This window comes from Flavobacterium galactosidilyticum, assembly GCF_020911945.1.
GTDB classification, from domain to species: domain Bacteria; phylum Bacteroidota; class Bacteroidia; order Flavobacteriales; family Flavobacteriaceae; genus Flavobacterium; species Flavobacterium galactosidilyticum.
The window spans coordinates 159,672-172,269 of record NZ_CP087135.1 but is presented as its reverse complement, the minus strand read 5'-3'; the positions used below and the strand labels follow the sequence as shown (position 1 = coordinate 172,269).

The following is a 12,598-nucleotide window of genomic DNA, read 5'->3' as shown; positions in this document are numbered from 1 at the left end:
GAATGAGAATTTTGAGTTAGATTTTTTTCAAAGTAGCCAGAGAAAGTTCTTTTAATGTAATGAACGTGTTGGTTTTTGTTTGTTATTATTTACTATCTTAGTTTTCAGTTTGTTATTATTCTGTAAATAGTCGTACAATGAAAGAAGACTTTCTCCATTACCTTTGGAAATTCAAGAAGTTTAACACTTTAAATTTGAAAACTTCGAATGGAGAGGAGATTATAATAATTAGTGTTGGTCAATATTTAGAACTTGCAGGGCCTGATTTTTTTAATGCTCAAATCACCATTGGGAGTCAAAAGTGGGCTGGGAATGTAGAAATTCATCTTAAATCTTCAGATTGGTATGTACATCATCATGAGTGTGATTCGAGATATGAAAATGTGATTCTGCATGTAGTATGGGAAAATGATACTGCCATTTATAGAAGTGACAATAGTGAAATCCCCGTTCTAGAACTTAAAAATTATGTGGATCGTGAAACAGTGATAAATTATCAATCGTTACTATCTCCAAAATCTTGGATTTTTTGCGAAAAGCAAATTAAGGATGTAGATGACTTTATCTTGAAAAATTGGCAAGAACGTTTGTTTTTTGAACGATTAGAGCGAAAGTCACAACCTATTTTTGATTTGCTGGAGCAAACTAATCAGGATTGGGAAGCTGTTCTGTTTTTACTTTTAGCGAAGAATTTTGGTTTAAATACCAACGGTGAGATTTTCATGAAAATTGCGCATTCCATTCCCTTTCCAATTATCCGAAAAGAAAGTTTTGAAGTCGAAAATCTAGAAGCATTAATTTTTGGTGCTGCTGGTTTACTAGATTCGGAAAAAGAAGATAACTATTACAAGGATTTAAAATTTCGGTATTTCTATTTGTTGCATAAATATCAAATAGATAAAACATTTGTTGAACCAGTTCAGTTTTTTAAACATCGTCCAGATAATTTTCCAACCATTCGACTATCGCAATTAGCCAATCTTTACCATACGCATCAAAATTTATTTTCAAAAATTAGTATCGTAATCTCGTTGAACAGTATTTACGAAGTATTTCAAATCACAGCTTCTAATTATTGGCAAAACCATTATCAGTTTGATAAAGAAAGTCCGAAGAAAAAGAAAATGCTTTCTAAGTCTTTCATCGATTTGATTGTTATCAACACCATTATTCCACTGCAGTTTGCGTATGCAAAAAGCATCGGAAAAGAAGCGTCGGAAGATTTGATACTTTTGCTAAATGAAGTCACTTCAGAGAAAAATGCTATTATTGATAAATTTACTTCTTTTGGAATAAAACCTAAAAACGCTTTTGAATCCCAATCTTTGTTGCAACTTAAAAATGATTATTGTAATAAAAGTAAATGTTTAGAATGTGCCGTTGGTATAGAGCTACTGAAAAGCAGTTGAAATTTTTATTAATTAGAAAATTTGTCAATTGGTTAATTTTGTAATTTTGCCGATAACCGATAACCGATAACCGATAACCGATAACCGATAACCGATAACTGCTAAATATGTCTGCAATTATAAAACTTAAATTCTTTTTCGAAAAACATGGCTTTCATGTGTCTTCCCGATTAGCGGATACATTAGGAATGCGTGCGAGTAGCGTTAGATTGTTTTTTATTTACATCTCCTTTGTTACCGTAGGATTAGGGTTTGGAGTTTATCTAACCTTGGCGTTTTGGATTCGATTAAAAGATCTAATTCGGGCCAAACGTACTTCGGTTTTTGATTTGTAAGTTAAAATTTGTCATAAAAAAAGGATTATAAAGTATCGCTACTCTATAATCCTTTTTTGTTTTTATGGCTATAATTATTTTTCTGGATTGTTTAATTTACTGTTTTTCTTACTGTATAAGAAATAGATAGCAACTCCTAGTATCATCCAAATCGCTAGTCTCTCCCAGCTTTCAACCGGTAAGCCAGCCATTAAAACTAGGCATATAACAACACCGATGATTGGAAATAAAGGGACAAGAGGCACTCTGAAACCTCGTTCTGCATTTGGATTGGTTTTTCGCATAACAATAACACCAATACAAACAAGTGCAAAGGCAAATAAAGTACCTATGCTCACCATATGACCAAGGTCTGATACTGGAACGAAGCCTGCAAATAAACTAACAAATACCATGAAAATAAGATTTGTTTTATAAGGTGTTCTGTTTTTAGTATGTAAAGAGCTGAAAAACTTCGGTAATAGACCATCTATACTCATACTGTAGAAAACTCTACTTTGTCCCATTAACATTACTAACATTACAGAAGTGTAACCTGCTATGATGGCAATTGTAAGTGCTGAATTTAAAAATGTGTAACCTGTCTTTGCAAAAGCAGTAGTAACAGGACTTGCATCACCTTTAAAATTAAGATAATTTTCTAGACCAGTTAAAACAAAAGCAAAAAGAACATATAAAACGGTACAGATAATTAACGAGCCTAAAATACCAATTGGCATTCCTTTTTGTGGATCTTTTGCTTCTTGTGCAGCTGTAGATACGGCATCAAAACCAATAAAGGCAAAAAATACCACTCCAGCACCTCGTAAAATACCACTCCATCCATAATGTCCAAAATAATCGCTACTGAAGAAATTAAGGAAAGACATTTTTCCAGAACTTAAAAGTGCTTCTCCTTCATTAACAGGGATGAAAGGCGTGTGATTTGCGCTGTTCATAAAGCCCCATCCTAATGCAATAAATACAACTACTACGGTTACTTTTAAAATAACCAAAATGTTATTTATTAAAGCAGATTCTTTTGTGCCTCGTATTAATAGTAGAGAGAGTAAACAAATGATTAGAATAGCAGGTAAATTAATAAATCCTGGCGTGGAGTCCCATGGGCCGTGCAAGATAGACTGCGGAATATGTAATCCGTAATTCCCGAGAAATTTATCCACATATTGAGACCAACTTACGGCTACAGTTGCGGCGCCTAAAGCATATTCTAAAACTAAATCCCAACCGATTATCCAAGCTACAAACTCACCCATTGTTGCATACGAATAGGTGTATGCACTTCCTGCAACAGGAATCATCGAAGCGAATTCAGCATAACATAATCCGGCAAATGCACATCCAACGGCGGCCAATATAAAAGATAATGTAACAGCTGGGCCTGCATTGTCTGCTGCTGCAATTCCTGTTAATGAAAATAATCCAGCACCTATTATGGCACCAACGCCCAGAGCTACAAGTGATCTAGCTGATAAAGTTCTTTTTAGTCCTTTTTCATCCTCTGATGCTTCATTTAGTAAAACCGAGAGTGGTTTTGTTTTCCAAATCGACATATATTTATGGGTTTTATTGTTTTTAGTTTTCAAATGTATTCTTTTTTACAAAAAATAAAAACAATAATTTAAGATTTAAGTCATAAACTATAAATTATTATCATTTTTAGGTGTTATTTCTGTATAAATAATAGTTAGAGAGTAAGTTCGTTTTCTAGAAAATTTAACAAGATGAGTTCTAAAATCGTAATGAATCTTAATGTGAATTACTGTAATTTATTATCTGTTTGGTTTTTGATTTTCGATCTTAATTTATAGATTTTCCGTTTATAACTACTTTAGTTCTGAAATTTTTTCTTTGGAAAGTAATCGGTCTTGATTTAATTTATAAATTTAGAATTCTAATGCATTAATTAATTCCATTCGTGTCAAATGAGTTTTAAAACAATTCTTAGTTATTTTAACTTTACCAGAGAACAACGTGCTGGTATTTTCTTTTTGTTTGGGATCATCATAGCTTTGCAACTCGTTTATTTTTTTGTTGACTTTTCTGTTCCAATAAAAGAAGATCCTGAGAAGCAAAAATGGCTTTCGCTTCAATACGAAATGGATTCCTTTAAAAGTCATGATAAAAATAAGGAGCAAAAAATATATCTTTTTAATCCAAATTTTATAACAGATTATAAAGGTTATAAATTAGGAATGTCAGTTGCAGAAATTGATAGATTGTTAGAATTTCGTAAAACAAATCAATTTGTTAACTCTGCTGACGAATTTCAGAAAGTTACTAAAATTTCTGATTCATTATTGAATGTGATTTCGCCCTTGTTTAAATTCCCTGATTGGGTGAATAATAAAAAAGAGAAAAAGCAATTTGAAAAATTTCCTAGTAAGGCTTTCGCCAAAAATGAAAAAATAATACAAAAAGATATAAATCAAGCGACTAAAGAGGATTTAATAAAGATATATGGAATAGGAGAGGCTATTTCATTGAGAATTTTAAAACAAAAAGAGGTGTTAGGAGGTTTTGTTTCGATGGATCAAATGTCTGATGTTTGGGGGTTATCTCCTGAAGTGATTGAGAATTTGAATTCGCATTTCAAAATAAGTTCGCTGCCAGAATTTAAAAAAATTGACGTAAATAATGCTTCGTTAAAAGAACTTTCGCAATTTTATTATTTTAGATATGCATTAGCTAAAGAAATTATAACCTATCGAAGTATGAATGGAAATTTTAAGAACGTTGAGGATTTAACAAAAATTAAAGGATTTCCTGTTGAAAAAGCAAAAACAATTGCCTTATATTTGGACTTTAATTAGAACTTCATAATATGTTAGTTTAAGTATAATTTGCTTCAGTCGGATTCTATGTTTCCGAAGCGCTATTTTATGTGTAAATCGAAACTTATTTTAGTTCTTCAATCAATCATAATTTGAGAACGAAAGACCTTGTCTTATCTCAATAATACAATTTGTTAAAAAAAAGATAGAAGTTATATGGAATCAATTTATTTCACTGAAGAGCATCAATTATTTAGAAAAAGTCTGCAGGAATTTCTGCAAAAAGAAGTGGTGCCGCATATTGAGAAATGGGAAAAAACAGGAAAAATAGAGCGTTTTATATGGAAAAAGTTCGGAGAAATGGGTTTTTTTGGCATTCCATATCCTGAGGCTTATGGTGGGTTAAATTTAGATTTATTCTATACAGTTATTTTTCTTGAAGAGCTTCAAAAAATCAAATCATCAGGTTTTGCTGCAGCAATGTGGGCTCATGCTTACCTTGCTATGACACACTTGAATGCAGAAGGTGATGAAAAAATTAAACAAGAATATTTAGCAGCAAGTATTTCTGGGGAAAAAATAGGTGCGTTATGCATTACTGAGCCATTTGGTGGCAGTGATGTTGCAGGTATGCGCACAACTGCCGTTAAAGAAGGTGATAAATACATTATAAATGGTTCAAAGACATTTATAACAAATGGCGTTTACGCGGATTACTATGTAGTTGCTGCTAAAACAGATCCAAGTTTAGGGAATAAAGGAATAAGTATATTTTTAATTGACACAAAAACTAGCGGAATTTCTGCCACTAAGTTAGACAAGTTAGGTTGGCGCGCTTCTGATACGGCAGAAATAGCCTTCAATAATGTCGAAATTCCATTGACGAATTTGATGGGAGAAGAGAACAAAGGTTTTGCTTATATTATGCAACATTTTGCTTTAGAGCGTTTGATAATGGCTGTAAATGGCCATGCAAGAGCGGAATATGCTATTGATTATACAATTGAGTATATGTCGCAAAGAGAGGCTTTTGGAAAAACGTTAGATAAGTTTCAAGCATTAAGACATACAATTGTAGAGCATGCTACAGATGTGGAGCACTGTAAAGTGTTTAATTATGCAGCCGTGGCGCGTTTAGATAAAGGTGAGTATGTGGTTAAAGAAGCGACTATGGCTAAGTTAAAATCCACTAAAGTAGCGGATGAAACAATTTATAGTTGTTTGCAAATGCTAGGAGGTTACGGTTATATGGAAGAGTATCCTTTAGCGCGCTTACTTAGAGACAGTCGTTTAGGACCAATAGGCGGTGGAACTTCTGAAATCTTAAAAGAGATATTATCAAAAATGATCATTGATAATAAAGATTATAAGCCAGCTGTAAAATAATAGCAATTAATTTGTTTAAATAACGCAAAGAAAAGCCGATTCATCATTTTTGAATTGGCTTTTTTTTGTTGGCCTTTGTTGATGTTTTGAAATAATTTGAAATTCATGCTCTAAAATCGATAAGTTTGATTACTTTTGCACACTTAAAGAAAGGGGGTGTCTATATTATGTTAATTATACCAATTAAAGACGGAGAAAATATCGATAGAGCGTTAAAACGTTACAAAAGAAAATTTGATAAAACAGGAACTGTTCGTCAACTAAGAGCGCGTACTGCTTTTATTAAGCCTTCAGTAACCAATAGAATCAAAATTCAAAAAGCGGCTTATATCCAAAATATGAGAGATAACTTAGAGAGTTAGTCGATTCAATTAAATAAAAATACCGTTAGTCATCAAAATTTTATAACTTTGATGCTAACGGTTTTTTTTTTTTTTATGTCTACAAATCACGATGCATTTCGGAATTATCTCGAATTCGAGAAAAAATACTCCCCTCATACTTTAAAGGCTTATTGTGATGATCTTGTATCTTTTCAAACTTATAACTGTTTAAATTTCGATCAAGACAATATTGATCAAGTGGATTACAGCCAAATTAGAAGCTGGATTGTTTCGATGATCGACGATGGTGTTTCGAATGTTTCTGTTAATAGAAAAATGGCTTCCCTAAAAGCCTACTACAGATTTTTATTAAAAACCAAACAAATAGAAATTAGTCCGTTATTAAGGCATAAATCCCTTAAAGTGGCTAGAAGTATACAAATTCCTTTCTCTGAAAAAGAAATGAAAAGTGTTTTAGATCAAATGCAAATAACAGTTGGATTTGAGCAAATAAGAGATAAGCTTATTATAGATTTGCTTTATACTACCGGAATACGAAGAGCGGAACTAATTGAATTGAAATTGCAAAATATTGATTTGGCGAACAATACGATAAAAGTAGTAGGAAAGCGGAATAAAGAACGTATCCTGCCTATTTTGCCAATAATTATCAGTCAATTTTACATATATATAAAAGAAAGACAATCCCTAGTGATGCTACTGGATGGTGATTATTTTTTTCTCACAAAAAAAGGATTAAAATTGAATGAATCTTTTGTGTATCGTCTAATAAATTCTTACTTTAGTACTGTATCAGAGAAAGTAAAAAAAAGTCCTCATATATTGAGGCATACTTTTGCAACGCATTTGTTAAATAATGGAGCAGATTTAAATTCTGTAAAAGAATTATTAGGGCACTCTAGTTTGGCGTCTACTCAAGTTTACACTCATAGTAGTTTGTCAGAGCTTAAAAATGTACATAAGGATGCGCACCCACGTGGGAAAAAGTTATTTTTAGATGAGTAATAATTAAAAAAGAAAATTATGAAGGTAAGTGTTCATGCAGTTAACTTTACAGTTGACAAAAAGCTAGTAGATTTTGTTCAAGAGAGATTGGATAAATTAGAGAAATATTATGATAAGGTGGTGTCTGCAGATGTTTTTTTGAAGGTTGAAAACACAAGTGACAAAGAGAATAAGGTTGCAGAGCTAAAAATTAATGTTCCTGGTGATGATTTTCTAGTTAAAAAGCAATGTAAAACATTTGAAGAAGCGATTGAACTTGCCTCAGAATCGCTGGAGCGATTGTTAGTAAAAAGAAAAGAAAAAATAAGTTCACATATTTAATATAAAATTTTTTAAAAAAATGTTTTGATTGAGAGATAAAATCTCTACATTTGCAGTCCGTTAGAAATAGCGGACTTTTTTTATTGATATTGCCAGCGTAGCTCAGTTGGCTAGAGCAGCTGATTTGTAATCAGCAGGTCGTGGGTTCGAGTCCCTCCGCCGGCTCTAAATTTCCAATGCGATTTGGAAAAGTGTTCATGGTTTTATTGATGAAAAAAAAGGGGAGATACTCAAGCGGCCAACGAGGGCAGACTGTAAATCTGCTGTGTAAACTTCGCAGGTTCGAATCCTGCTCTCCCCACAAAGTTTTAAATAAAGATTGATCCTAAAGTTTGCTTTCGGGTAAATTTGTTTTAAAACTTTGAGTGCCGAAAATATCGGTGCATGATCAACGACCTTTTGGGAGTTAATCTAGATATGAGTGTGTGGAAAGTGTTCAATTTGTAAAAAAAATGAATGCTTAAAGCTATAGTATCATTCTCTGCCGACTTAGCTCAGGGGTAGAGTGCTTCCTTGGTAAGGAAGAGGTCACGGGTTCAATTCCCGTAGTTGGCTCAAGTAAGTAAGAAATAGAAATTAATATATAACAAGATTAAAAATTAAGTAAAATGGCAAAAGAAACCTTTAACCGTTCGAAACCACACTTAAATATTGGTACGATCGGACACGTAGATCACGGTAAAACTACTTTAACAGCAGCAATCACAAAAGTATTATCTGATGCTGGTTACTGTCAAGCAAGATCATTTGATCAAATTGATAATGCTCCTGAAGAAAAAGAAAGAGGTATTACAATTAATACATCTCACGTTGAGTATGAAACTGCTAATCGTCACTACGCTCACGTTGACTGTCCAGGTCACGCGGATTACGTAAAGAACATGGTTACAGGAGCAGCTCAAATGGATGGTGCTATTCTTGTGGTAGCTGCAACTGATGGACCTATGCCACAAACACGTGAGCATATCCTTTTAGGACGTCAGGTTGGTATTCCTAGAATGGTTGTATTCATGAATAAAGTGGATATGGTTGATGACGCTGAGTTGTTAGAGCTTGTTGAAATGGAAATTAGAGACTTATTGTCTTTCTATGAATATGATGGTGACAACTGTCCAGTTATTCAAGGTTCTGCTTTAGGTGGATTGAATAATGATCCTACATGGGTACCAAAAATTCTTGAATTGATGGCAGCTGTTGATGCTTGGATCGAAGAACCAATCAGAGATACTGAGAAGCCTTTCTTGATGCCGGTTGAAGATGTATTTACAATTACTGGTCGTGGAACTGTAGCTACAGGTCGTATCGAAACTGGTATTGCTAATACAGGAGATGCTGTTGAAATCATTGGTATGGGAGCTGAAAAATTAACTTCTACTATTACAGGAGTTGAGATGTTCCGTAAAATCCTTGATAGAGGTGAAGCAGGAGATAACGTAGGTTTATTGTTAAGAGGTGTTGATAAAGAATCTATCAAAAGAGGAATGGTTATCATTAAGCCGGGTTCAGTAAAACCACACGCTACTTTCAAAGCTGAGGTTTATATTTTGAAAAAAGAAGAAGGTGGTCGTCACACACCATTTCATAATAACTACCGTCCACAGTTTTACGTACGTACGACTGACGTAACAGGAGTTATTACTCTTCCAGAAGGAGTTGAAATGGTAATGCCAGGAGATAACTTAACTATCAATGTTGCTTTATTAAGCCCAATCGCAATGAGTGTTGGTTTACGTTTCGCTATCCGTGAAGGTGGTAGAACGGTAGGTGCTGGTCAAGTAACTGAAATTGTAGGTTAATCCTAAAAATTATATAAAGCCAGTTAATTTTCTTAACTGAAATCTAACTGGCTTTTAACATACGGGCGTAGTTCAAGGGTAGAATAGCGGTCTCCAAAACCGTTGATGGGGGTTCGAATCCCTCCGCCCGTGCAAAAAAGAAAACATAATGGCAAAAGTTGTAAATTATATATCGGAAGCATTTGAGGAATTAAAGTCAAATGTAACTTGGCCAGAATGGCCTGAGGTGCAACGTCTAACGATTGTTGTTGCTCTTTTTTCAGTATTATTCGCCTTGGCAACTTGGGGAGTTGATGAATTTTTCGCAAAAGTTTTAGCTGGATTTTTTAACTGGATAAAAGCTTAAATTTTTTGTTATGGCAGATAGTAATGTTAAAAAGTGGTACGTAGTTAGAGCGGTAAGCGGACAAGAGAATAAAGTAAAAGCATATATCGAGACTGAAATCGCAAGATTAGAAATGACTGATTATGTTTCTCAAGTTCTAGTTCCTACTGAAAAAGTCGTTACCGTAAAAGAAGGAAAAAAAATAGTCAAAGACAAGGTGTATTTTCCAGGTTATGTAATGATCGAGGCAAATCTTGTTGGAGAAATACCTCATATTATTAAGTCTATAACTAGTGTTATTGGTTTCTTAGGAGAAATTAAAGGTGGTGAACCTGTTCCTTTAAGAATGTCAGAAGTAAACAGAATGTTAGGTAAAGTTGATGAGTTAGCAGTGAATACTGATACTCGTGCAATACCTTTCAATATTGGAGAAACTATTAAGGTTATTGATGGGCCTTTTAATGGATTTAACGGTACTGTTGAAAAAATTAATGAGGAAAAGCGTAAGCTAGAAGTAATGGTTAAGATTTTTGGAAGAAAAACACCATTAGAGTTAAGTTTTATGCAAGTTGAAAAAGTATAATTTTTTGTTACATCTATAATATCCATTGTAATCGCTTCCAATGATTGCAGTGTTAAATTTTTTAAAAAATGGCTAAAGAAATTAGTAAGGTAGTTAAACTACAAGTTAAGGGAGGTGCTGCGAACCCGTCGCCACCGGTTGGACCTGCTTTAGGAGCTGCTGGTGTGAACATCATGGAGTTCTGTAAGCAATTTAATGCTAGAACTCAAGATAAAGCCGGCAAAATATGCCCAGTACAAATTACTGTGTATAAAGACAAATCATTTGATTTTGTTGTAAAAACTCCTCCAGCGGCGGTCCAGTTAATGGAAGCTGCAAAGCTAAAGTCCGGGTCTGGTGAGCCAAATCGTAAAAAAGTAGCTAGCGTTACTTGGGATGTTATCAAAGCAATTGCTGAAGATAAAATGGTAGATTTAAATGCATTCACAATCGAATCTGCTATGAGCATGATTGCTGGAACAGCTAGATCTATGGGTATAACTGTATCAGGAGAAGCTCCTTTTTAATTAAGAGAAAGACATGGCAAAATTGACAAAAAAGCAAAAAGAGGCTGCTTCAAAAATTGAAAAGAACAAACTATATTCTCTTAAAGATGCTGCGGCATTGATAAAAGTAGTTGCTTCTGCAAAATTTGATGAGTCTGTTGATATCGCAGTTCGTTTGGGTGTAGATCCAAGAAAAGCGAATCAAATGGTTAGAGGTGTAGTAACATTACCTCATGGAACTGGTAAAGACGTTAAAGTATTAGCATTAGTTACTCCAGATAAAGAAGCGGAAGCTTTAGCAGCTGGTGCAGACTTCGTTGGTCTTGACGATTACCTTCAAAAAATTAAAGACGGTTGGACAGATGTTGATGTAATCATCACTATGCCTTCTGTTATGGGTAAATTGGGTCCATTAGGTCGTATATTAGGACCTAGAGGTTTAATGCCTAACCCTAAGACAGGTACTGTAACTATGGATGTTGCAAAAGCTGTTGCAGAGGTAAAAGCTGGTAAAATCGATTTCAAAGTTGATAAAACTGGTATTGTGCATGCAGGAATTGGTAAAGTTTCTTTTGGAGCTGAACAAATCATTGACAATGCTCACGAAATTATTCAAACATTAATCAAACTTAAACCAACTGCGGCTAAAGGGACTTACATCAAAAGTATTTACCTAACTAGCACTATGAGTCCAGCGATTGCGTTGGATCCTAAAGCAGTATAATTGGTAGTTAAAAATTTTTAGTATGACTAGAGAAGAAAAATCAATCGCGATTGAAGATTTAACTGCACAGTTAGCTGGTACAAATATTATTTATGTATCTGATATTTCTGGAATGAATGCAGAGACTACTTCAAGCCTGAGAAGAGCTTGTTTTAAAGCAGGTATAAAATTAGAGGTAGTTAAGAATACTTTGCTTGCAAAAGCAATGGAAGCTTCTACTAATGAGTATGGTGATTTACCATCAGTATTGACTGGGAACAGTGCTATCTTTATTTCAGATGTTGCAAATGCACCTGGGAAAATAATTAGAGACTTCAGAAAGAAATCAGCTACCCCTATTTTAAAAGGAGCTTATATTAACGCTGAAGTGTATATTGGAGATGATCAATTAGATGCATTAGCAACTATCAAATCTAAAGAAGAGCTTATTGGCGAAATCATTGGATTACTTCAATCACCAGCTCAAAGAGTTATTTCTGCTCTTCAAAACCAATTCGCAAAAGGCGAAGAGGCGACAGAAGAAGTAGAAGCATAATTAAAATAGAGTTTTACTCTAATTTAATTTAAAAAAGCGCACAATAAATAAATTATATTTTTACAAATCATTTTAAAACGATAGAAAAAATGGCAGATTTGAAACAATTCGCAGAACAATTGGTTAACCTTACTGTAAAAGAAGTTAACGAATTAGCAACAATATTAAAAGATGAGTACGGAATCGAACCAGCTGCTGCAGCTGTAGTAGTTTCAGGTGGTGGTGAAGCTGCTGCTGAAGACGTTCAAACAGAATTTACAGTAGTATTAAAAGCAGCAGGTGCTTCTAAATTAGCTGTTGTTAAATTGGTAAAAGAACTTACAGGTTTAGGTTTGAAAGAAGCTAAAGATGTAGTTGATAGCGCTCCAAGTAACGTTAAAGAAGGTGTTACTAAAGAAGAGGCTGAAGGTCTTAAAAAATCTCTAGAAGAAGCAGGAGCTGAGGTTGAACTTAAATAGTTTATCTCTCTTTTAAGAATAAGGTTTAGGTCTTAGATGTATGTCTAAGGCCTAAACCATTTTTCGTATAATAAAATTATTTTTAGGTTTTATTATAAAATAGCATAAATACAAATAG

The 12,598-nt window shown here is 33.8% G+C and carries 15 protein-coding genes and 4 tRNA genes; 18 read left to right on the top strand and 1 reads right to left on the bottom strand.

Features of this window, described 5'->3' with window-relative positions; genetic code table 11:
• Positions 1-137: 137 nt before the first annotated feature.
• Both LNP27_RS00685 and LNP27_RS00680 read left to right on the top strand, forming a co-directional pair.
• A complete protein-coding gene (locus LNP27_RS00685; RefSeq protein ID WP_229942633.1) occupies positions 138-1,409 on the top strand; it encodes a DUF2851 family protein in 1,272 nt (423 codons plus the stop codon).
• Between the two features lie 107 nt (positions 1,410-1,516).
• Complete coding sequence (locus LNP27_RS00680; protein ID WP_229942632.1) at positions 1,517-1,744, top strand: PspC domain-containing protein; 228 nt, start codon at positions 1,517-1,519, stop codon at positions 1,742-1,744.
• Between the two features lie 74 nt (positions 1,745-1,818).
• Here LNP27_RS00680 and LNP27_RS00675 read toward each other — a convergent pair whose 3' ends face one another.
• On the bottom strand, positions 1,819-3,297 hold the full coding sequence (locus LNP27_RS00675) for an amino acid permease (protein ID WP_229944083.1): 1,479 nt from the start codon (positions 3,295-3,297) through the stop codon (positions 1,819-1,821).
• A gap of 372 nt (positions 3,298-3,669) precedes the next feature.
• On the opposite strand from LNP27_RS00675, the gene LNP27_RS00670 reads away from it, so the two are divergent.
• The 16 genes from LNP27_RS00670 to rplL all read left to right on the top strand — a co-directional run bounded on the left by LNP27_RS00670 (position 3,670) and on the right by rplL (position 12,480).
• Positions 3,670-4,557 (top strand): ComEA family DNA-binding protein, encoded by an 888-nt coding sequence (locus tag LNP27_RS00670; protein ID WP_229942630.1) that lies wholly within the window; start codon positions 3,670-3,672, stop codon positions 4,555-4,557.
• 177 nt (positions 4,558-4,734) lie between these two features.
• Positions 4,735-5,904 (top strand): acyl-CoA dehydrogenase family protein, encoded by a 1,170-nt coding sequence (locus LNP27_RS00665; RefSeq protein WP_229942629.1) that lies wholly within the window; start codon positions 4,735-4,737, stop codon positions 5,902-5,904.
• 167 nt (positions 5,905-6,071) lie between these two features.
• Positions 6,072-6,266, top strand: coding sequence for a 30S ribosomal protein S21 (rpsU, locus tag LNP27_RS00660; RefSeq protein ID WP_035670421.1), 195 nt, complete (start codon positions 6,072-6,074; stop codon positions 6,264-6,266).
• 75 nt (positions 6,267-6,341) lie between these two features.
• Positions 6,342-7,253 (top strand): tyrosine-type recombinase/integrase, encoded by a 912-nt coding sequence (locus LNP27_RS00655; protein ID WP_229942627.1) that lies wholly within the window; start codon positions 6,342-6,344, stop codon positions 7,251-7,253.
• An 18-nt stretch (positions 7,254-7,271) separates the two neighbouring features.
• Entirely contained in the window at positions 7,272-7,574 is a 303-nt protein-coding gene (gene hpf, locus LNP27_RS00650; RefSeq protein ID WP_229942626.1) for a ribosome hibernation-promoting factor, HPF/YfiA family, read from the top strand.
• A 91-nt stretch (positions 7,575-7,665) separates the two neighbouring features.
• Positions 7,666-7,739, top strand: a tRNA-Thr gene (locus tag LNP27_RS00645).
• Between the two features lie 55 nt (positions 7,740-7,794).
• Positions 7,795-7,875 (top strand) — tRNA-Tyr (locus LNP27_RS00640).
• A gap of 182 nt (positions 7,876-8,057) precedes the next feature.
• Positions 8,058-8,129 (top strand) — tRNA-Thr (locus LNP27_RS00635).
• A 53-nt stretch (positions 8,130-8,182) separates the two neighbouring features.
• Complete coding sequence (gene tuf, locus LNP27_RS00630) at positions 8,183-9,370, top strand: elongation factor Tu (RefSeq protein ID WP_210644253.1); 1,188 nt, start codon at positions 8,183-8,185, stop codon at positions 9,368-9,370.
• Positions 9,371-9,431: 61 nt separating this feature from the next.
• Positions 9,432-9,502, top strand: a tRNA-Trp gene (locus tag LNP27_RS00625).
• A 16-nt stretch (positions 9,503-9,518) separates the two neighbouring features.
• On the top strand, positions 9,519-9,716 hold the full coding sequence (gene secE, locus LNP27_RS00620; RefSeq protein WP_229942624.1) for a preprotein translocase subunit SecE: 198 nt from the start codon (positions 9,519-9,521) through the stop codon (positions 9,714-9,716).
• A 10-nt stretch (positions 9,717-9,726) separates the two neighbouring features.
• A complete protein-coding gene (nusG, locus tag LNP27_RS00615; protein ID WP_229942623.1) occupies positions 9,727-10,278 on the top strand; it encodes a transcription termination/antitermination protein NusG in 552 nt (183 codons plus the stop codon).
• A 68-nt stretch (positions 10,279-10,346) separates the two neighbouring features.
• Complete coding sequence (gene rplK, locus LNP27_RS00610; protein ID WP_121925843.1) at positions 10,347-10,784, top strand: 50S ribosomal protein L11; 438 nt, start codon at positions 10,347-10,349, stop codon at positions 10,782-10,784.
• Between the two features lie 13 nt (positions 10,785-10,797).
• On the top strand, positions 10,798-11,487 hold the full coding sequence (rplA, locus tag LNP27_RS00605; protein WP_188049611.1) for a 50S ribosomal protein L1: 690 nt from the start codon (positions 10,798-10,800) through the stop codon (positions 11,485-11,487).
• Between the two features lie 22 nt (positions 11,488-11,509).
• Complete coding sequence (gene rplJ, locus LNP27_RS00600) at positions 11,510-12,022, top strand: 50S ribosomal protein L10 (RefSeq protein ID WP_229942622.1); 513 nt, start codon at positions 11,510-11,512, stop codon at positions 12,020-12,022.
• Between the two features lie 89 nt (positions 12,023-12,111).
• Positions 12,112-12,480: a 50S ribosomal protein L7/L12 gene (rplL, locus tag LNP27_RS00595; RefSeq protein WP_072993142.1), complete on the top strand. Its 369-nt coding sequence runs from the start codon at positions 12,112-12,114 to the stop codon at positions 12,478-12,480.
• Positions 12,481-12,598: the final 118 nt, after the last annotated feature.

What these genes read in the sequence shown, in the direction of transcription:
- LNP27_RS00655 (WP_229942627.1), top strand. Translation starts at nt 6,342, where the DNA reads ATGTCTACAAATCACGATGCATTTCGGAATTATCTCGAATTCGAGAAA.
- secE (WP_229942624.1), top strand. Translation starts at nt 9,519, where the DNA reads ATGGCAAAAGTTGTAAATTATATATCGGAAGCATTTGAGGAATTAAAG.
- rplJ (WP_229942622.1), top strand. Translation starts at nt 11,510, where the DNA reads ATGACTAGAGAAGAAAAATCAATCGCGATTGAAGATTTAACTGCACAG.
- LNP27_RS00665 (WP_229942629.1), top strand. Translation starts at nt 4,735, where the DNA reads ATGGAATCAATTTATTTCACTGAAGAGCATCAATTATTTAGAAAAAGT.
- nusG (WP_229942623.1), top strand. Translation starts at nt 9,727, where the DNA reads ATGGCAGATAGTAATGTTAAAAAGTGGTACGTAGTTAGAGCGGTAAGC.
- LNP27_RS00670 (WP_229942630.1), top strand. Translation starts at nt 3,670, where the DNA reads ATGAGTTTTAAAACAATTCTTAGTTATTTTAACTTTACCAGAGAACAA.
- tuf (WP_210644253.1), top strand. Translation starts at nt 8,183, where the DNA reads ATGGCAAAAGAAACCTTTAACCGTTCGAAACCACACTTAAATATTGGT.
- rplA (WP_188049611.1), top strand. Translation starts at nt 10,798, where the DNA reads ATGGCAAAATTGACAAAAAAGCAAAAAGAGGCTGCTTCAAAAATTGAA.
- rplK (WP_121925843.1), top strand. Translation starts at nt 10,347, where the DNA reads ATGGCTAAAGAAATTAGTAAGGTAGTTAAACTACAAGTTAAGGGAGGT.
- rpsU (WP_035670421.1), top strand. Translation starts at nt 6,072, where the DNA reads ATGTTAATTATACCAATTAAAGACGGAGAAAATATCGATAGAGCGTTA.
- LNP27_RS00680 (WP_229942632.1), top strand. Translation starts at nt 1,517, where the DNA reads ATGTCTGCAATTATAAAACTTAAATTCTTTTTCGAAAAACATGGCTTT.
- LNP27_RS00675 (WP_229944083.1), bottom strand. Translation starts at nt 3,297, where the DNA reads ATGTCGATTTGGAAAACAAAACCACTCTCGGTTTTACTAAATGAAGCA.
- LNP27_RS00685 (WP_229942633.1), top strand. Translation starts at nt 138, where the DNA reads ATGAAAGAAGACTTTCTCCATTACCTTTGGAAATTCAAGAAGTTTAAC.
- hpf (WP_229942626.1), top strand. Translation starts at nt 7,272, where the DNA reads ATGAAGGTAAGTGTTCATGCAGTTAACTTTACAGTTGACAAAAAGCTA.
- rplL (WP_072993142.1), top strand. Translation starts at nt 12,112, where the DNA reads ATGGCAGATTTGAAACAATTCGCAGAACAATTGGTTAACCTTACTGTA.